The following is a 20,462-nucleotide window of genomic DNA, read 5'->3' on the forward strand; positions in this document are numbered from 1 at the left end:
CATGGCTTCTCACGAAGCATCCTGAGCCTGCGGCGCCCCACCCTCGCCCTTCCCCAGTTCCTCTCGAAGCTGGGGAATCAACCGGGCGAAGGTGTTCTCGACCGCCTTCTTCTTCAACTCGCATTCCCAGATGATGTGCACGCGCCAGCCATCGGCCTTGAGCGCGGCGACGTTCTCGCGATCCCGCTCGACGTTGCGCTTGAATTTCGGCACCCAGTAGTCCTGATTCGATTTCGGCGTCGACGGGTTGCAATGCGGGCATCGGTGCCAGAAGCATCCGTTGACGAAGATCGCGACCTTCTTGCCCGGATAGGCTATGTCGGGATGCCCGGGAACGCGCCAATGAAGACGGTAGCCGGCAAGCCCCTCTTCGCGCAGCCGGCGTCGCACGAGAAGCTCCGGCTTCGTGTTCTTCCCCTTGTTGCCCACCATGCTGTTATGCACGGCCGGCAGCACGACGGCATCGTATTCGACGGCGCCCTCTGGCGCGGAGTCGGCAGGCGAATCGCCAGCTGGGCGAGGCTCGGCGTCCGTCATGGGCAGACCCTCCTCGCATGGATGGCCTCGAGCAGGTCGCGCATGCCGTCGAGGTCTGCCGCGTCGAAGGAATAGACGACGCATCGCGGTTCGCGGTCTCGATGCCAATCCGACTGTTCGACATAGACGAACGTGGCCTCGACGCGATCGTAGCCGGATGACAGCGCGGCGAAGGCATAGCAGGTCGCCTGCAGGCGATGCCTTTCGAGGATATCCTCGGGCGCGTCGTCGAAGCGCCCGCCGGTCTTGTAATCGACGATGCGCGCGCACGATCCGTCCTCCTCTCCCGAAAACAGATCCATCGACCCTTCCAGGACCCATTCCTCAGATCCGTCGGAAGACGCGCCCATCGGGATGAAGAACGGATATTCGGCATGCAGGTTCGGCCACGCGATCGCTTCCCGGGCGCACGCGCTTCCTGTCCACCGGAGGCAGGCCGCCTCCAGGCGCGGCGCGGCGCTCGACGAGACGCCGAAGGCCTGTGCCGTCGCCGCGATGCGATCGGGCGGCGGCAGAGGAAGGCCTTCGCGACGCGAAGCGTCGCAGCGACAGGACGAGAGCCCTGATTCGAATTCCTCGACCGACCACTGGGCAAGCGCATGGAATGCCGCGCCTACGTCGGTCGCCCTATCCTCGTCGAGCGCGAACGCCGCGCCTGCGCGCCCGAACGCGCCTTCTTCCGCATCGTCCGCGAAAGGATCTATCCCCGCCTCCGATGCCTCGTCGAACGAAGGCACGCCTTCGCGGGCCGTCGCAGACGCGCCTCCCTTGTTCGCATCAAGCGCACCGGCCAGGGACGAAAGCGAGGTATAGCTTTCGAAGCCTTCTCTTTCGGGTCCGAACGGAACGGAGGGCATGCGCGAGGGCATGGCCTCGGGGATGGCGAAAACACGCTTCTCCCCTTCGTCGGCGTCGGCATCGCCCCAACGGCAAGCTTCGCCGTCTCCCCCCGCGACGATGACGCCCCCTTCGTCGTTCACGCCGATGACGATCCTCTCGAACGCCGCATCCTCCGATCCTCCATACGGCAGCGTCGAGGCGCCCGAAGGGAAATCCGCGAGGGAATCGCCGCCGAATCCCATGATCGAATTCCTGATGGCGCCGTCAAGGGATGCATAGGCCCGGATATCATGCGCGGCATTGTCGTCGACGTCCATGACGAGGACGAGGGCTTCGCTCGCACGGGTCAGCGCCACGTACATGAGGCGCTGTGCTTCTTGACGCCCCTGCTCCGTTTCGTACGCGACGATCGCCCGGCGACGGGAGGCGGGGCTTTCCGACGAGGCCACGAGCCGATCGACGTCGGCTCGGACGTCCTCGGGCAGCACGAACGCGTCGGCCTTCTTCTTCAGTTCCTTCGGCAGGAACGCGCTTCGAGGCAGCAGGGTTGCATACGTGACTCCCTTGATGCGGGTCGATAGGAACGCCTCGTTCGTCGGCTCCTTGCCCTTGCCGATCTCCGCAACCGCGACTATGGGGAACTCGAGCCCCTTGCTCGAATGAACCGTCATGATGCGCACGAAATCGCCTTCTCCGGCCGAAAGCGCGCCCGGAGCCTCCTTGGCTCGGACGATGCGATCGGGCATCGCAGACGCCACGCCGGCGATGCCGCAGCCGAGCTCGGCAGCGAGGCCAGCTGCGAAACGCACGGCCTTGAGCGCGTTGCCCGCACGTGCGATGCCTTCGGCGCCTTGGCTTTCAAGGCGCGCCAGCCAGCCTGAAGCCGCAAGCGCATGCAGAAGGGTGTCCTCGACCGTCGACGTTCTGGCCATGCGGCAGCATGCGTCCAGGACGGACGCCGCATGCGCGAGTCCCTGCGATATCCCGACTGTCGGCTCGCGATCCAGAAGATCCCAGAAACCCCGCGCAAGGGCGCGCCGCGCGATCGATCCGTCTTCCCTGCATTCCGTGACCAGGGAAAGGATATCGTCGTCGCCCACGGCGAAAAGATCGCTCTCGAGCGTATCGAGCAGGGCGGTCTCGTCGTTGGGATTCGCGATCGCCCGAACGAGGCTCACGACGGCCCGGGTCTCGGGCGCCTCGCCGAACAACGATCCCCCGGCGATGACGCATTCGAATCCTCGCCCCCTCAGGGCGCGAGCGAACGCATCGGCGTTCGTCATGCGGCCGAGCAGCACGACCATATCCCGCGCCCGATGCCCTTCGGCACGCAGGCGCTCGAACCGGCGCGCGATCGCGTCCGCCGCGACGGCGGTCTTGCATGAGGAGTCGATGGATGAGCCTTTCGGAGGCTTGGATCGCTGCACCAGCACGACCTGGATGCGGGGCGCGCTTCCCCGATACGGAGCATCGATGCGGGATTCGTCCCGTCCAGGGCGCAGAGACATGAACGAGGCTCCGAACATCGCGCGCCCGGAAAACAGGCAGTCGACGAACGCGAGCACATCGGCGTTGCTGCGGTAGTTCGTATCCAAGGTGCGGACCATCGCCGCATCTCCCAATGCACGCATGCGCGCCTCGTGCGCGCGGAACACGCCGACATCCGCGCCGCGGAATCGGTAGATGCTCTGCTGCGCGTCGCCGACCGTGCACAGGCGCGCGCCGCCGTCCGACAGGCGCATGACCATGTCGATGCCCATCTGGTCGGTATCCTGGAACTCATCGATCATGACGAGCCGGAACGCATGCGCGTATTCTCGAGCTATGGCCGGATGGTCTTCAAGCGCGCGGTGCGCCTTCGTGACGAGGTCGGTGTTGTCGAGAACGCAGGCCTCGCGCTTGATGCGCTCGAATGCGGCGAGAACGTCGGATGCGAGGCCGCGCAAGGTCGCGAAATGGATCCGTGCCGAAGCCTGCAGGGCGTTCAGGCAGATCTCGGCGAGTTCCTGCGCCCATTCGCCCACGTGCGCGGCATAGGGGTTGTCGCCCTTCCCGAACGTCCTTTTCGGCATGGGAAAAGCCCCGAGGATGCCGAGAAAACGTTCGTCGGCGCCTTCCGACCAGGAAGAGAGCAGCTCGTCGAGCTTCTGCTCGCACCCGTGCAACGCGGCTTCGAACTCACGCTTCGAAGAGCTGTCGTTCAGCCCTGCAAGCGATGGCGCGATCGTGCGGGCAAGGTCGAGCGCCTGCTGGGCGAGCACGACCGGCGCAGGGCCCGCGCCCGCATCGACGACGGAATCCATACCCGCAGGCGACTCGGCCGCCGCCTGCGCGATATCCATCAGCATGTCCTCGACCGACGTACCTCCATGCCCTGTCGAGCGCGGCGGATATGCGGCGAACAGCGCGTCGACCGAACCGTTGGCCGATCCTTCTTCGTGACCGATCAACACCTCTTCAACCGCTTGGGCGAGCGCGTCGGCGACGAAGCCGTCGGAAGCCATCTGGAAATCAGGATCGATGCCGAGTTCCAAGGCGTGTTCGCGCAGGACGCGGGCGCAGGCGCCATGAATGGTGGATATCCAGGCGGAATCGACCTTGAGGGACTCTTCCGCAAGCCCCTCGGCGCGCAACGTGCTTTTGACGCGCGCCTTGATCTCGCTCGCCGCCTTGTCGGTGAAGGTGATGGCCATGATCTCGTCGATGGAAGACGCGAAGGGACCGCCGTCGGAACCCGACCCGTCGAGCAGCGCCCAGGCGATGCGCTGGGTCAGCGTGAACGTCTTGCCGCTGCCCGCACCCGCAGCGACGAACAAAGGCGCGTCCAGCGTTTCGACGCAGACACGCTGATCCGGATTGAATGCATCCTTGTTCATGCTAGCCCCTCCTCCGCGAACACGATGATGCGGCGCACCATGCGCAGGCCGCGGAGTCGACGGGAGCGGGAGCTATGTCGCCGGCCTGCATCCGGGAAAGCGCACGGGCCACGCGTTCCTCCGTCGCATCGAGCAGATCTTCGAAGGACATGCGCCCGCCGGAGCCGCATGCGGCGCCCTTCGGCTTGATGCCCGGAAAATGCTCGGGGCCGAAACGACGGGCATCGAACGCGCCTGCGACGCGCGCATCCCGATAGCCCAGATACACCGCCGCGCCGACGTCGAGCCCGAGGCTCCTTCTGATCATCTGCGCGTATATCAGCGTCTGCACCTTCCCCTGCACGGTCCCGTCCGCAGAGAACGAATCGTGGGCCGACGTTGCGGAACCCTTGTAGTCCACGACGACCGCGCAACCCGCATCGGTCGCATCCACGCGATCGATCGTCCCGCGCATGCGCACGCCGGCGTACGCGACGCCGTCTTCCAAGGAAATGCGCCTTTCGAGCATGACGGGACGGCCGTGCGGAAGGAACGAGGGCTCGAACCGGACAAGCCTATGCAAGGCGGCGCGAAGCTCGCCGACCTCGCGACGCTCCATCTCGCTCGTCGCGATGAGGCGGGACGAGAAGACATCGACCGCATCGACGGCCCTCTGAGCCGAAAGACGCGCGTCGAAGCATGCGTCCAGAACGTCGAGAGCGTGCGGAACCACCGCGTCCGTCACCTTGGAGACGCCTTCGGAGATGAGCTGCGCATACATATCGTGCAAGATCGCATGGGCGAAGTCGCCCTTCTCCAACGGTCCGAATCCTTCGTCTATGCCCCGAGGATTCACGCGTCGCTCGACGAACCACCGATAGGGGCATTCGAGATACCGCTCTATCTGGCTCGGAGAGAAAACGGGCGCGCATCCTCCTTCGGGAAGCGCATGGCGCAGCACGAGACGCGGAAGCGATGCCGGAGCTATCTCCCCCGGCCGAGGCAGCTCGATCGTCGTTTTCGTCTTCTGGGGCGAGGCGGAGGAGACGACGTTTTCATAGAGCGCATCTTCGCCGATCGATCGCGCCGCATCCGCGCAGGAGGCCGGCAGATCGAAGGGCCGCGCCATTCGATCGTCGGGAGCATCCTTGCAGGCATCCAGGTATTCTTGAAGAACCGCACACGGATACGCCGGGGCGGCGGCTTCGTCGTTGAGGGGACGCTCGATCGCGAACGAAGATTTCGCAAGGCGCAGCGCGCGCATGAAACGCCGACGCTGCCGATCGATGGGCGGTTCGGAACCGGCGACGCCGAGTTTGCCGAGCAGCGTGCGGGCCGCATCGGAGGGATCTTTCACCGGATAGGACGATGTCGTCATATCGCACGCCACGACGACATCGAAGCGCCCCGGCTCAAAGCCCGCGGCGTCCTCCTGGCGCGCGTAGACGACGCGGGGATCGGGTCCCGACGCACGTGAAACGTCGATCGATGCCGCCGAGAAGAGCTCGAACGCGTCTTCGATGCATCCGCCTACGAAGCGTACGGCCTCGGCGCACTGCCGCCAGGCGCGTATCGCGGATATCTGCTCCTGGCGATACGCCTCATCCCCGTCGCGGTGGCGGGAGGCGGATTCGACGAGATACCCGCACAGGATATCCGCATCCAGGTCTTCGACGAGCTCGGACATGTAGCGGGACTCTTCGCGCCCCGCAATGACGCGATCCATGCATGCATCGACGGTCATCAGACGATCGGCTCTGACCGCCGCGTCGATCGCGTACGCCTCGCGCAGCGAATAGCCCGAGAAGGGAGAAAGAAGGAAGTCCGTCAGGCATCGCGAACGCCCGAGCGCAAGGCTTCCCCGCTCTGACAAGAACGCACGCAGAGACAGAAGCGCTCGACCGAAATTCGTATCCTTCGCATGCTTGACGGCGATGACGGCCGATGCGACCCCCTCCCGAGAAAGGCGATCAAGGGTCGCCTCGTACAGGCGCAGCGGATCGACGCTCGTCACGAAGGCGTTCGCACGCGAGGCCCCGCACGTCGCATCCCGAGACGAAACGGAAGGCATCGCAGGCGTCGCACCGAGCCTCTCGCAGATGAAATCGGCCACGATGCGCGGCTGCGCATAGGCGCCTCCAGGAAGCAGGAAGCATGCCTCCACACCGGGAGCAGCCCGGTCGACCGCGGCCTCGGCCGGTCGGATATCGAGCGACGTCGAGAGGGATTCCAGCAGAAAGCGCTCCGGTCCGGACAAAGGATCGGGCTCGATAAGGGTCACCTGAAATCGCGAGGGAACGGACTCGGCCAGATGCGCGATGGCGTCGCCGCGCTCGATAAGCCCATGCGCCGCCGCGAGCTCGGCGAAGATGCGCGCGCAATCCAGCACCTGAAGCTCCGCCGGTCCGGCATCGGGAACGGCCTTTCGATCGGACGGAAGGCGAACGACGCCTGCGGCCCCTTCGACGACCTCCCCCACGAGACGGATCGCGCCCGCCGTCGGCTCGAGGCCCGGAACCTTCGCTATCGCCTGCTTGATGAGAAGGCGGCGGAGCCGCACGTCCGTGAATCGTCGGCCATCGCCCCAAACGCTCCAGAGGTCATTGATCCAACAGGAAAGCGTCGTGACCTTCACGCCGAACGACGGCGTGCGGGAACCATCGGCATGGAACCGGCGAATTTCTGCGGCCCTCATGCGGTTCGGCGTGAGAATCACCCGTTCGACGGCCAAATCTCCTCCTTGCACGCAGGGCGTCCCGAACACAGGCCGCACCGATCATCAGGATCGTCCGGATGCACGATCGCCGCGCACCGTTTCCGAATATAAAAAAACTCGAGCACGGAGTGCTCGAGCAATGCGAAAGATGGTGCCCCCAACGAGAATCGAACTCGTGTCTCAGCCTTGAAAGGGCCGCGTCCTGACCTCTAGACTATGGGGACAACTGAAAAACAGCTTGCACATTATGGCAAAGCACCCGAACAAATGCAAGTGACTATTTTACTCCTTTTTCACCGCCTTAGCACCGTGCGCGATCGCTTGACGAAGAAGGAGCACGACGTCATGCCGTGATGTCGTACGCGGAGACTCCCGTCATGCGACGCAGGTCGTCGAATCGAATGTCCATGGCGCAGCCGATGCGCCCCGCGGAACATGCGATGACGTCGTAAAGCTCCGCCGTCTCGTCGATGAACGTCGGAAACGCCTTCTTCATGCCGATCGGACTGCATCCTCCATGCACGTATCCCGTCGTTGGAAGAAGATCCCGGGCTTTCAGCATGGACAGGCTCTTTTCTCCTGCGGCACGTGCCGCCTTCTTCAAATCGAGCTCGCATGCGACCGGGACCATGAAGACGAAGCAGGATCCGTCCTTCGCCCGGGTCACGAGCGTCTTGAAGAAGCTGTCGGGATCATGCCCGATGAGGCGCGCCACCTCGACGCCGGTCAGGCTCTGGTTCTCCTCATACGGATGCACCCTGTACGATACGCCTGCGGCATCGAGGATGCGCATGGCATTGGTCTTTTCGACGGTCTCTGTCGATCCATGATGCTTCGGCATGCTTCCTCCGATACGCAGAACGCGACGATATGAAAGAGAGGCCGCAGGCATGAAGCCTCCGACCTCCCTTTGCGTATTTCAGGCGGCATCGTTGCCGCAAGAAACGAACCTACTTGACGGTGACGGCGGCGCCGGCAGCCTCGAGCTTCTCCTTGACTTCCTCGGCCTTGGCCTTGTCGACGGCTTCGACGATCGGAGCAGGAGCGCCCTCGACGGCGGCCTTGGCCTCCTTGAGGCCGAGGCCGGTGATCTCGCGCACGACCTTGATGACGGCGATCTTGTTGTCGCCGAAGCCCTCGAGAACGACGTCGAACTCGGTCTGCTCGGCGGCAGCGGCGCCACCCTCGGCAGGAGCGGCGGCCACGGCCGCAGGAGCGGCGGCGGAGACGCCGAAGGTCTCTTCGATAGCCTTGACGAGCTCAGAGGCCTCGAGAAGGGTCATTTCCTTGAGAGCCTCGAGGATCTCTTCGTTGGTAAGCTTAGCCATGTTCTTATTCCTTTCAAAGGCCGCCATCAGGCGGCAATCGATTTCATGTATCCACACCCTATGCCGCGCACCGCGGAATGGGCGTGATTATGCGGCAGGCTTCTGCTCCGCGACCGCAGACGTGACGACCGCGAGGCCGCGAGAAACGCCGCCGATGGAAACCGCGAGACCGCGGGCCATGCCGGAGATAAGCCCGGCGAGCTGACCCATGAGCTGCTCGCGAGACGGAAGAGAGGCGATGGCCTCCACGTCAGCGGCAGAGCATGCCTTGCCATCCATGACACCGCCCTTGATGACGAGCTTCTCGTTGTCCTTGGCGAAGTCCTTGACGGCCTTGGCCGCAGCGACGGCATCGGCGCCTGCGAAGACGAAAGCTGAAGGACCGGCGAGGAATTCGTCGATCGCAGGCTGCTCGGTCTCCTTGAGCGCAAGCTTCACAAGAGTGTTCTTATGCACGGACACATGACCGCCCGCTGCGCGCACGGCACGGCGAAGGGTCTCGGTCTCCTTCACGGTAAGGCCGCGGTAATCGACGATCCAGAGGGCGCTTGCCTCCTTGATCTCGTCCACGATCTTCGCAACGGATTCGATATTGCTTTTGTTCGGCATATGCTGTTCACCTCCTTCTCGTTCTGCTCGAACGCATCCGCCACATGCGTGGGTGGGGTCGTCCTCGCACAACGAAAAGGAAACGGCCCCTGTGCCATGAAGACTCAGGGGCCGCAAAAGAATCGCTTTGCTTACCACCTCGGCCGGCTGCTCTTGCAATTGAACCCGTAGGTACCTGCTGTCTTCGGTAGCGGAAACGTATGTCCACACGCCCTATTGGACGCAACTGGTCATTTTAGTGTTGCATGGATGGCCCGTCAAGGAAAACATCCGCAGTGAAGGCCGTCCATGCTTTCCGCACGGTTCCCATTATGCGGAAGCGGAGGTCGCGCCTCCCGCCGGTTCGTTCTCCGATGCGGATACGGACCCCGAAGCCGCCCCGCTCGCAGGTGCGCCCGCTCCCTCAGAGCCGCCGGACGCCGATGCGCTCGCGGCGAGCTTCGCATCCGCGATCTCGCTCACCGGAGATGTCGGGGATCCTTCCACATACGAGAACGAGATATGATCGCCCACGCCGTATCCGACCACCTGCACGAGCGCCGGAAGCGGGAAGTCGTAGATATGGTCATCCCCTTCGAGCGTCACGTAGAAGTGCGAATTCCCTTCTATCACCGCCTGCGCGACCGTAGCGATGGTGCCCGACGCTTCGAACGTCTTGGCCGGTGCGCCGGAGTCGGCGGACCCGCCATCGGCCGCGATCAGCGACTCGTAGGTTTTCTGCGTCTCGGCGACCGTGTCGCCCACGGCGACGTTCTGGTAGCGCTCGATGTCGACCATGGCATACTTCTTGACCAGGCCCGCGCCGTCTTTCAGCGCCATGAAGTACGTCGGTCTATCGGATACGTTGATGAGCAGAGGGAACGTTGCGGCATAGCGCAGGTTCTGAACCTGGCCCTCTGCCGAGGACATCGCCGATTCCTCGGTCGCGCCGGCAACGGAATAGAAATGGCTTTCGGCCGTGCGCTGATTGATGAGCACGAAGCCGATGATGGAATTATCTCCCGTCGCCGACGTCACGCCCGTATACAGCCAGACATCGTCGTCCTTCGCGATGTAGTTGTACCCTGCCGCTCCGTTGATGCCCGGCGTGGTCTGCACGACGCCGTTCTGGCCGAGCCAGCTGTTGAACCAGCCGTTGCTGTAGGCGCCGCGCCAGTTGTACTGACGAATGAGCAGGTCGGACGGATACACACGGTCGACCCACCCAGGCACCTCGTCGACGGCCAGATCCTGCGTCTCCCCCGTCACGGCGTTCACGAGCACGGCGCGAGAAACGGTTTCGCCGCCGAAAAGGCCGAGCGTGAACGTACGCACCGGGCAGATCCACCAGGGATTCCCCTCGTCATCGATTTCGAACGATTTCTCGCCGAACATATACGTAGGGTACTTGAGCTGCACGTAGCGATCGATGTTGCGGGCCAGAGGCTCGCTTTCGGAGTACTTGATGCCTTTGTCTTCATCCAAACGCACGACCTGCGCATCCTGCGTCGTCATGTCGACGATCGCGTAAGCGGGGATGCCGGTGCCGCGATTCTGCAGCCATTTGAAGAGATCGGCATAGACAAGCGGACTCACCCGCACGGGACGATCGTTGTAGTTGATCTGGCTGTAGATGGGCGAAATCTCGAACTGGCTCACGAGGTCGGAGATGGAGCCCATCGTGCGGTTGCCGAGAAGCACGGCGGAATCGCGGTCGATAACAGGGATTTCATCGTAATTGACCTGCGCGATATCCTCGGCGAACTCGTATTCCTCGGTCGGCAGGATGGATGCGAACTTCTTCGCGTTGCCGGGGAAGAACGACGCGGAGAGCAGCCATCCGACGATTCCCGCCGCAAGCACGACGAGAGGGATGAGGGCAAGCCCCTTGAAGAGCTTCGCCTTGCTCGGCGAAGGCTCATGGCTGCCACCGCCTTTCTCGTAGGTCGCGCGCGCCGAGCGGAACAGCACGAACAGCGCGATCGCCAGCGGGAAGAGAAGCGCCCAGATATCGGGGTTGTGGATATTGAGCGCGGGATGGAACCACCAGTAGGCGCAGCCGAGCACGATAAGGGCAACCGCCGCGATTCCCACGAGCGACCTGCGGCTCATAGCCGCGAAACGATCCTTGATGTCGGAAACGTTGGCCGTCTGGGAGAAATCGACGTGAGGAATCCCGGCATCGTCGGAACGCACGTCCCCCATCGGCACCCCTGCGAAGATCTGCTGGAAGAAGCTGTCGAGCGGATTATCGTTGCGCGCCATACACGTCCTTTCTATGAAACGGCGGTCAAAGAGCGTAACACGTAATTCAGAATGCCGCCATGAGCGATGTACGCGCCTTCGGTCGGCGTATCGACACGCACGATGGCATTGAAGCGAAGCTCGGTGCCGTCGGTGCGGCGAGCCGTCACGCCGACGATGCGAGGATTCGGCAAGACGGGCTCGCCGGCGCCGAAATCAATCGGTTCGATATCGAATTCCTCGCTGCCGTCGAGACCGAGCGCCTCGACGCCTTCCCCTTCTTCGAACTGCAGAGGAATGATGCCCATCCCGATCAGATTGGACCTATGGATGCGCTCGAAGCTCTCGGCGAAAACCGCTTTGACGCCTAGGAGCAGAGGAGCCTTGGCCGCCCAATCGCGACTCGATCCGCTGCCGTACATCTTTCCCGCCAGGATGACGAGATCGACGCCGTTCTCCCTATAGTCGCAGGCGGCATCGAAGATCGGCTTGACGGCCCCGTCGGTGAAATCGGTCGTCCATCCTCCTCGACGCCCGTCGGCAAGCATATTGAGAAGCTTCACGTTGCCGAAACCGCCACGCGCCATGACCTCGTGATTGCCGCGACGCGACCCGTAGGTGTTGAACATGTCCTCGCTGACGCCTCGTGCGGACAGGTATGCGGCCGCGGGGCTGTCCGAAGCGATGCTGCCCGCAGGAGAGATGTGGTCCGTCGTGATGAAGTCGCCCAGCACCGCGAGCGCTCGCGCACGCGACACGCCCGGCACGGCCTTGATCTCTCGCGTCATGCCGTCGAAATACGGAACGCGGCGAACATAGGTCGAGCGTTCGTCCCAAGCATAGGTCGATCCCCCGCTGACGCCGAGGGCCTTCCAAGCGTCGGGACCCTCCATCAAATCCTGTCCGCCTTCTTCGAACAGGGCTTCGTTCACGTACATGCCGAGGATGGATTCGATCTCGGCGTCGCTCGGCCAGATGTCGCGCAGGAACACCCGATCGCCGCCAGACGTTGCGCCAAGAGGCTGGGTCTCGAAATCGAAGTCCATCGTGCCCGCAAGCGCGTATGCGATGACGGCTGCCGGAGAGCAGAGATAGTTCTGCGAAACATCCGGGGAAATGCGCCCCTCGAAGTTCCGGTTGCCCGAAAGAACGCTCGAAAGCTCGATGTCAGCGGAGATTCGATGCATCTCGGCGCTCAGGGGGCCTGAGTTCCCGATGCAGCTCATGCATCCGAAGCCGCAAAGATCGAATCCAAGCGCGGAAAGGCTCGACGAAAGCCCCGCGCGCTCGAGCAGAAGAGACGTCGCATGGCTGCCGGGCGCGAAAATCCGCTTGATCCACGGCTTCGCCGCAAGGCCTCGCGTCACGGCGTTGCGCGCGAGCAGGCCGCATGCGACCATCATGGCCGGATCCGTCGCCGTCGTGCAGCTCGTCACGGCGGCGATGGCGATAGCCCCATGCGCGAGATCGTAGCCGCATCCCTCGATATCGACGTGGGCGCGCACAGAGCGGTCCAGGCCGCGATCGCGACAGACATCCTCGAACGCGACGCGCGCCTGCGTGAAATCGATGCGGTCATGCGGGCGGCTCGGCCCGGCGACGGCGCGGGGAATCTGCGAGAGATCGATATCGATGACTTCGCCGTACACGCGCTCGGCATCGTCTGCCCACAGACCCTGGGCCTTCGCATAAGCCTCGACGAGATGCACCTGATCCTCGCTTCGACCGGTCACGCGCAGATACGCAAGCGTCTTCTCGTCGAAAGGAAAGAAGGTGCAAGTGCTGCCGTATTCGGGCGTCATATTGGCAATGCACGCTCGCGCCGTGGCGGAAAGCGAGGATACGCCGTCGCCGAAGCACTCGACGAATGAACCGACCACGCCTTTCGCGCGCAGGATCTCGGCAAAGCGAAGCGCAACGTCCATAGCGCACACGCCTGCAGCGAGCCGACCTGTAAGATGGATTCCCACGACCCTCGGAACGAGCGTCGTGACGGGCTGGCCGAGACAGGCCGCTTCGGCTTCGATGCCTCCGACGCCCCAGGAAAGCACACCGATACCGTTCGCCGTCGTCGTATGGCTATCCGTACCGACAACCGTATCGAAATACGCGATCGGCTCATCGTCCGCCGTGGTCATGACGCCTTGAGCGAAGCGCTCGACATTGATTTGATGGCAGATTCCCGTTTCAGGAGGAACGATGCGCACGTTCTCGAACGACCGCTGCGCCCATTTCAAAAACGAATAACGCTCGGCATTTCTCTTGAACTCCATTTCGGTGTTCGCCTCGAACGCATCGGGCGTTCCGGCGCAATCGGCAATGACGGAATGGTCGATGACCAGATCGAGAGGGATCTGTGGATTGATAGACGAAGCGCTCCCCCCGAGCTCTTCCGCCGCTTCGCGCATAGCCGCAAGATCGACGAAGACGGGGACGCCCGTGAAATCCTGGAGGAGCACGCGAGCAGGCATATATTCGATCTCGCCGCCCTGCACGCCCGCCAAGCCGGCATCGACGATGCGTTGGGCGAAACGTTGCGCAGCTTCATCGGACGAAGCGTTGCGCAGGACGTTTTCGATAAGGATCCGCAGCGTATACGGCATTTTCTCCGCACCTGGAAGGGAATCGCACGAAAAGTAACGATACGCCTTGCCGTTGACGTCGAGAACGGATGCATGTGCCATTGTTCAGCCTACCTTCTTCACGATGCCAAGCCCGCGCGGGCGCGACGACGCCGAACACACGAATCCCCCTCGTCGACGCCGTTCGCTAAGCGGACGGAAAACCATCACTACACGGAGGTTGATTCTAGCAAAAGCATCTATGCGCGACCGCGCGTCGCGGACGAGCGGAGCGATGAAACATCGAAGCAAGAAAAAAACCTCCCTTCCCCGCATGCGGGGAAGGGAGGTTCGCGGCGCATCGAAGGCTAGCCGAGCGCGTCGAGGATCTCCTGGGCGCGACGCTGAAGCAAGCCCTTGCTGTTCGACGCGTCGAAGGACATGCGTTCCTTAAGTTCCTCACGCACGTTGTCAGCCAGCGTTCCGCCTGCGAATTCAATGACGCCATTGAGCATGGACAGGAATTCGACATCGCCGTGGTAGCACTGGATGGCTTCGTCCACGAGCGGCCAGACCTTCTGGCTCCTCAGCTCCGTAGTGCCCCCCACCTTGCAGAGAAAACGCATGGCGGCAAGACGCAAGGGACCTGAACCCTCGTCGAAGAGAGCGGCTTCGGCGCCGTTGATCGCGGTAGCGCACGAACGCGAATCAAACGCGACAAGCTTGGTCAGGATATCGAGAACCTCCCAGCGCGTCTGCGCCTCGGGACGGTTAAGGGCATCGACGAATGCGGAGATATGGCTGCTCAGCAGGCTTGCATCTTTATCGGCAACGAGAGAAAGCGCCGAAGCGCTGCTTTGGCGCGTCATGCGAGAGGAAGAGGAGAGGTTTTCAACAAGGGAGACAAGAGCGGTTTCGTCCGAGAGCGCCGTTTCGGCAAGCTGGGACTTCTCAAGCGATGAATCAGACATGCACATATCCTATCCTATACGTATATCGCGAAACAGTATAGCAAGGCATGCGCGGGAAGGGGCCGCCCCGCCCGGGACGGCACGATTAAACCAGAACGGCGGGCGCACGGGCCAGGAAAATCGGCAACGATAAGGAAGAGAGAAGCGCCGATCCGAAACGGGAAAGAGAAAGGCCCCGCGCATGGCGGGGCCTTCGGTGCGCCGGGGCGCATGCGCGGGCGCGCTGGGCGAGCGCGGCGGCCCTGCCTCCCACGGGCTTTCCCCGCAGTACGTCGGGCGATGGCGGGCTTAACTGCCGGGTTCGGAACGGGACCGGGTGATCCCCGCCTCCGTGGCCGCGCTCGTCCAGGGCGCCCGTGCGGGCGACCCTGAGGGCCGCATAGCGCCGACGCGCGGAGATGCCGCGCTCCATGCAGACGGAAGCCCCGCCGCGCATGGGGCCCGCCCCCTCCGGGGACGGGGATTCGGAAGAGCTCGGACTATTAGTACCGCTCGCCTGAGCACGTCGCCGTGCTTGCAGCTGCGGCCTATCGACCCGGTGGTCTGCCGGGGTCCTTACCGAAGGGAGAACTCATCTTAGGGGAGGCTTCGCGCTTAGATGCCTTCAGCGCTTATCCCGTCCGCACGTGGCCACCCGGCGATGCCGTCGGTCGACAACCGGTGCACCAGAGGTGCGTCCGCCCCGGTCCTCTCGTACTAGGGGCGGCTCCCCTCAGTTCTCCTGCGCCCGCGGAGGATAGGGACCGAACTGTCTCACGACGTTCTGAACCCAGCTCGCGTACCGCTTTGAATGGCGAACAGCCATACCCTTGGGACCGACTACAGCCCCAGGATGCGATGAGCCGACATCGAGGTGCCAAACCTTGCCGTCGATGTGGACTCTTGGGCAAGATCAGCCTGTTATCCCCGGAGTACCTTTTATCCGTTGAGCGACGGCCCTCCCACGTGGGGCCGCCGGATCACTAGAGCCGACTTTCGTCCCTGCTCGACTCGTGGGTCTCGCAGTCAGGCCCGCTTGTGCTCTTGCGCTCACAGGACGGTTGCCGACCGTCCCGAGCGGACCTTGCGCGCGCCTCCGTTACCTTTTGGGAGGCGACCGCCCCAGTCAAACTGCCCGCCTGGCACGGTCCGCGCGCCGGATGGCGGCCGCGCGTTAGGCCGCCGGAGCGATGGGGGCAGTATTCCAAGGGCGCCTCCGCGGGGGCTTGCGCCCCCGCTTCGCGGGCTCCTGCCTATCCTCTACGCACCGAACCGTCGGCCAATGCCAAGCTGCAGTGAAGGTTCACGGGGTCTTTCCGTCCTTCCGCGGGTAATTCGCATCTTCACGAATAATGCAATTTCACCGGGTCCATGGCCGAGACAGCGCCCAGGTCGTTACGCCTTTCGTGCAGGTCGGAACTTACCCGACAAGGAATTTCGCTACCTTAGGACCGTTATAGTTACGGCCGCCGTTTACCGGGGCTTGGCTTCGGGGCTTCGCTTTCGCTGACCCTTCCGCGTGACCTTCCGGCACCGGGCAGGCGTCAGACCCTATACGTCGCCTTGCGGCTTGGCAGAGTCCTGTGTTTTTGGTAAACAGTCGCCTGGGCCTATTCGCTGCGGCCGCCGCGGGCTCGGGGGGCTCGCCCCTCCACCCCCGGCGGCGCCCCTTCTCCCGAAGTTACGGGGCGGTTTTGCCGAGTTCCTTGGCCATGGTTCTCCCGAACGCCTCGGTATGCTCTACCCGCGCACCTGTGTCGGTTTAGGTACGGGCGCCGCCGGCCCTGCCTAGGGGTTCTCGGAAGCATGGAATGAGCGGCTTCGCCTCGAGGGCTTCGTCTCGCGTCTCAGGCTCCGTGGGCCGCGGATTTGCCTGCGGCCCGCCCTACGCGCTTTCACGGGGACGTCCAGAACCCCGCCCGCCTATCCTCCTTCGTCGCCCCGTCGGTCCTAGCGGTCCGGCGGCGGTGCAGGAATGTCCGCCTGCTGGGCATCGGCTACGCCTTCCGGCCTCGCCTTAGCGCCCGACTGACCCTGGGGGGATTAGCCTCGCCCAGGAAACCTCGCGCTTACGGCGGAGGGGTTTCCCGCCCCTCTCTCGTTACTCATGCCTGCATTCTCGCTTCCGCGCGGTCCACCGCCGGTCGCCCCGGCGGCTTCGCCCCTGCGCGGAACGCTCCCCTACCGGCCGCGCCTTCTACGGCGCGGCCCCGCCGCTTCGGCTCCGCGCTTAGCCCCGTGTATTGTCGGCGCATGTCCACTCGACCAGTGAGCTGTTACGCACTCTTTGAATGCATGGCTGCTTCTAAGCCAACATCCTGGTTGTCTAGGCAAACGCACATCCTTTGCCACTCAGCGCGGAATTGGGGGCCTTAGCGGGCGGTCTGGGCTGTTCCCCTCTCGGCCGCGCGGCTTAGCCCGCGCGGCCTGACTCCCGGGGTGCTAGGTCGCGGCATTCGCAGTTCGGTCGGCTTCGGTAGGCGGTGAAGCCCCCTCGGCCGTCCGGCGCCCTACCTCCGCGATCCACCTCCCGAGGCTAGCCCTAAAGCTATTTCGGGGAGAACGAGATATCTCCGGGTTTGATTGGCCTTTCACCCCTACCCGCGGCTCATCCCCTCCGTTTTCAACCGAAGTGGGTTCGGCCCTCCACAGGGTCTTACCCCTGCTTCAGCCTGGCCGCGGGTAGATCACCCGGCTTCGCGTCTGCGGCGCGCGACTGGAAGGGTCGCCCTGTTCAGACTCGCTTTCGCTGCGGCTCGCCAATCGCTTGGCCTCGCCGCGCGCCGCAACTCGCAGGCTCATTCTACAAAAGGCACGCCGTCACGCCGCCTGCATAAGGGGCGCTCCGACTGCTTGTGGGCGCACGGTTTCAGGCGCTGTTTCACTCCCCTCTCGGGGTGCTTTTCACCTTTCCCTCACGGTACTCGTCCACTATCGGTCATCCGGGAGTGTTCAGCCTTGGAGGGCGGTCCCCCCAGCTTCGGCCCGGGTTTCACGTGCCCGGGCCTACTCGGGGACATGCCGGGGAGGCCGCATGCGCTTCGCGTACGGGGCTCTCACCCGGTATCGCCGGCCTTCCCATGCCGTTCCGCTGCGCGTGCGGTTTGCAACCTCCCGGGAGGGCTCGACCCCTCCCCTCGCATGCCCCGCAACCCCGGCGGGCCAGCGCGTCGAGGCTCGACGGCGCCGCCGGTTTGGGCTCGCGCGCTTTCGCTCGCCGCTACTCGCGCGTTCTCGTTTGATTTCTCTTCCTCGGGGTACTTGGATGTTTCGGTTCCCCCGGTTGCCCCGTCCCGCCCTATGCGTTCGGGCGGGCGCGCCCGGGCATGGCCCCGGGCGGGTTTCCCCCATTCGGAGATCCGCGGATCGAGGGCCGTTTGCGCCTCCCCGCGGCTTATCGCAGCTTGCCACGTCCTTCTTCGGCTCCGGATGCCAAGGCATCCACCGTGCGCCCTCGACATCTTCCGGTTCCCCGGAATCCGCCGAAGGGATATCTAAATTAAGGTCCACATGCAGTAACTGACGTAAGTCTTCGTTACGGATAGAGCTTCATGTCTCATGAAGCGTTGGTTGTTGCATCTTCGCGATCTTACGATGCGGATCACCCTCGCGCAGTCACCGCGCCTCGCGGCGCGGGATCTGATGGAGATGGTGATTTCGCATAGTGAAATCGACGCTATGCGGCTTTCAAGGTGCCCCCAGGGGGACCCCTGGAGGCCGGATGCCGCGACGCTTCGCGATGGTGCCCCGGACTCGGGCCGCCGCGCCCCGCCCGCGGGACGGCGGGCGGGGGCGGCTCGGTTCTCTGTGTGAATCCGCTAGGTCTCCCTAGAAAGGAGGTGATCCAGCCGCACCTTCCGGTACGGCTACCTTGTTACGACTTCACCCCCCTCACCCTCCACACCTTCGACGCCTCCCTTGCGGGTTGGGCCGGCGGCTTCGGGTGCAGACGACTCGGGTGGTGTGACGGGCGGTGTGTACAAGGCCCGGGAACGCATTCACCGCGGCGTGCTGATCCGCGATTACTAGCAACTCCGGCTTCACGGAGGCGGGTTGCAGCCTCCGATCCGAACTGGGGCCGGCTTTAAGGGATTCGCTCGCCCTCGCGGGTCCGCTGCCCGCTGTGCCGGCCATTGTAGCACGTGTGCGGCCCAGGGCATGGGGCATGATGACTTGACGTCGTCCCCGCCTTCCTCCGGCTTGGCGCCGGCGGTCCCGCATGAGTGCCCAACTGAATGCTGGCAACATGCGGCGGGGGTTGCGCTCGTTGCGGGACTTAACCCAACATCTCACGACACGAGCTGACGACAGCCATGCACCACCTGCGCGGGCTCCTTCCGGCCACGGCGTCTCCGCCGCTTCACCCGCATGTCAAGCCCTGGTAAGGTTCTTCGCGTTGCTTCGAATTAAGCCACATGCTCCGCTGCTTGTGCGGGCCCCCGTCAATTCCTTTGAGTTTTAGCCTTGCGGCCGTACTCCCCAGGCGGGGCGCTTAATGCGTTGGCTGCGGCACGGAGGGTCGTGTCCCCCCGCACCTAGCGCCCATCGTTTACGGCTGGGACTACCAGGGTATCTAATCCTGTTCGCTCCCCCAGCTTTCGCGCCTCAGCGTCAGTGAAGGCCCAGAGGGCTGCCTTCGCCGTCGGTGTTCCTCCCGATATCTGCGCATTTCACCGCTACACCGGGAATTCCATCCTCCCCTGCCCCACTCGAGCCCGCCAGTTCGGGTCGCTTCCGGGGGTTGAGCCCCCGGCTTCGACGAGGCCGCTTGGCGGGCCGCCTGCGCGCGCTTTACGCCCAATGAATCCGGATAACGCTCGCCCCCTACGTATTACCGCGGCTGCTGGCACGTAGTTAGCCGGGGCTTCTTCTGCAGGTACCGTCAGGCTTCTTCCCTGCTGAAAGCGGTTTACGACCCGAAGGCCTCCTTCCCGCACGCGGCGTCGCTGCGTCAGGGTTCCCCCCATTGCGCAATATTCCCCACTGCTGCCTCCCGTAGGAGTCTGGGCCGTGTCTCAGTCCCAATGTGGCCGATCGGCCTCTCAGCCCGGCTACCCGTCGTCGGCACGGCGGGCCTTCGCCCCGCCGTCTACCTGATGGGCCGCGACCCCGTCCCCTCCCGCCAAGGCTTTCCCGGAGCCCCCATGCGGGGGCCCCGGCGTATCCGGTATTAGCCTCGGTTTCCCGAGGTTGTCCCGGTGGGGGGGGCGGGTTGGTCACGTGTTACTCACCCGTTCGCCACTCTATGCGCCCCCTAAAGGGGGCCTTAACCGTTCGACTTGCATGTGTTAGGCGCGCCGCCAGCGTTCATCCTGAGCCAGGATCAAACTCTCCGTTCGGAAGCCCGGGCCCGAGAGCCCGGGTAAGACGCTTCCGTGACGTCCCGTCGACCCGGCCCTTCTCATCTTCGGGGCCGGCCCCCTCAGGGGCCGGGCTCCCGTGAGACGGGTCCGTCTCGTTTTCGGAAATGTGGTCCGAATGTCTAGGATTCCATGAATTCGCTTGCGTCACAGTATCCGGCTTTCAAGGTTCCCCGCGCCTCGGGGCTCGCCCTCGGCGCGAACGGTTATGTTACGCGCCGGGCCGGGCCGCGTCAATGGAAAGTTTCGGATCGAGGGAAATTTCTTTCGATCCGTTGCGCTACCTGAATATCATGCCAGGTAAACCGCTTATAAGAGCTTATGGACATCCTCCATAAACTCTTGCCCGGGAAAGACCGCATCGAATATGCGCTTGTCGCCAGAGAGCATCGCCGATCCGCCCCCCCCTCCCCCTTCACTCGAGAACTCTCGCCCCCCCTGAAACGAAGGAGACGCTCAGGCGAGCCCGGTTCGGCTGAAACG

General features: G+C 63.8%; 9 protein-coding genes, 1 tRNA gene, 4 rRNA genes and 1 other annotated feature (1 of these 15 running past the window's edge). All 14 genes read right to left on the reverse strand.

Going from position 1 to position 20,462, the window contains the following annotated elements; all coding sequences use genetic code 11:
• Positions 1-9 precede the first annotated feature (9 nt).
• Positions 10-537, reverse strand: coding sequence for a very short patch repair endonuclease (locus HMPREF0762_RS02485; RefSeq protein WP_006361816.1), 528 nt, complete (start codon positions 535-537; stop codon positions 10-12).
• Entirely contained in the window at positions 534-4,253 is a 3,720-nt protein-coding gene (locus HMPREF0762_RS02490; RefSeq protein WP_006361817.1) for a UvrD-helicase domain-containing protein, read from the reverse strand. Before HMPREF0762_RS02490 ends, HMPREF0762_RS02485 begins: the two co-directional genes overlap by 4 nt.
• A 1-nt stretch (position 4,254) precedes the next feature.
• Complete coding sequence (locus tag HMPREF0762_RS02495; RefSeq protein WP_040618843.1) at positions 4,255-6,963, reverse strand: PD-(D/E)XK nuclease family protein; 2,709 nt, start codon at positions 6,961-6,963, stop codon at positions 4,255-4,257.
• A gap of 134 nt (positions 6,964-7,097) precedes the next feature.
• Positions 7,098-7,172 (reverse strand) — tRNA-Glu (locus HMPREF0762_RS02500).
• A 119-nt stretch (positions 7,173-7,291) separates the two neighbouring features.
• Positions 7,292-7,789: a Cys-tRNA(Pro) deacylase gene (ybaK, locus tag HMPREF0762_RS02505; RefSeq protein ID WP_006361819.1), complete on the reverse strand. Its 498-nt coding sequence runs from the start codon at positions 7,787-7,789 to the stop codon at positions 7,292-7,294.
• Positions 7,790-7,898: 109 nt separating this feature from the next.
• On the reverse strand, positions 7,899-8,276 hold the full coding sequence (gene rplL, locus HMPREF0762_RS02510; protein WP_009079096.1) for a 50S ribosomal protein L7/L12: 378 nt from the start codon (positions 8,274-8,276) through the stop codon (positions 7,899-7,901).
• 87 nt (positions 8,277-8,363) lie between these two features.
• Positions 8,364-8,885 (reverse strand): 50S ribosomal protein L10, encoded by a 522-nt coding sequence (rplJ, locus tag HMPREF0762_RS02515; RefSeq protein ID WP_006361821.1) that lies wholly within the window; start codon positions 8,883-8,885, stop codon positions 8,364-8,366.
• Between the two features lie 68 nt (positions 8,886-8,953).
• Positions 8,954-9,091, reverse strand: a sequence feature (ribosomal protein L10 leader region).
• A gap of 103 nt (positions 9,092-9,194) precedes the next feature.
• Positions 9,195-11,129, reverse strand: a complete 1,935-nt coding sequence (locus HMPREF0762_RS02520) for a hypothetical protein (RefSeq protein ID WP_006361822.1) — start codon at positions 11,127-11,129, stop codon at positions 9,195-9,197.
• 11 nt (positions 11,130-11,140) lie between these two features.
• The gene (acnA, locus tag HMPREF0762_RS02525; RefSeq protein WP_006361823.1) at positions 11,141-13,792 is read right to left on the reverse strand and encodes an aconitate hydratase AcnA; all 2,652 of its coding nucleotides are present in this window, start codon (positions 13,790-13,792) and stop codon (positions 11,141-11,143) included.
• A gap of 245 nt (positions 13,793-14,037) precedes the next feature.
• Positions 14,038-14,640 (reverse strand): hypothetical protein, encoded by a 603-nt coding sequence (locus HMPREF0762_RS02530; RefSeq protein ID WP_040619219.1) that lies wholly within the window; start codon positions 14,638-14,640, stop codon positions 14,038-14,040.
• A 228-nt stretch (positions 14,641-14,868) separates the two neighbouring features.
• A 5S ribosomal RNA gene (gene rrf / locus HMPREF0762_RS02535) occupies positions 14,869-14,983 on the reverse strand.
• Positions 14,984-15,102: 119 nt separating this feature from the next.
• Positions 15,103-18,087: ribosomal RNA gene (locus HMPREF0762_RS02540) — 23S ribosomal RNA — on the reverse strand.
• A 364-nt stretch (positions 18,088-18,451) separates the two neighbouring features.
• Positions 18,452-19,958 (reverse strand): 16S ribosomal RNA (locus HMPREF0762_RS02550).
• Between the two features lie 466 nt (positions 19,959-20,424).
• Positions 20,425-20,462: ribosomal RNA gene (locus HMPREF0762_RS09090) — 16S ribosomal RNA — on the reverse strand (it continues 1,408 nt past the right edge of the window).
• Together the 16S, 23S and 5S rRNA genes form the textbook arrangement of a ribosomal RNA operon.

The organism is Slackia exigua ATCC 700122 (genome assembly GCF_000162875.1).
GTDB classification, from domain to species: domain Bacteria; phylum Actinomycetota; class Coriobacteriia; order Coriobacteriales; family Eggerthellaceae; genus Slackia; species Slackia exigua.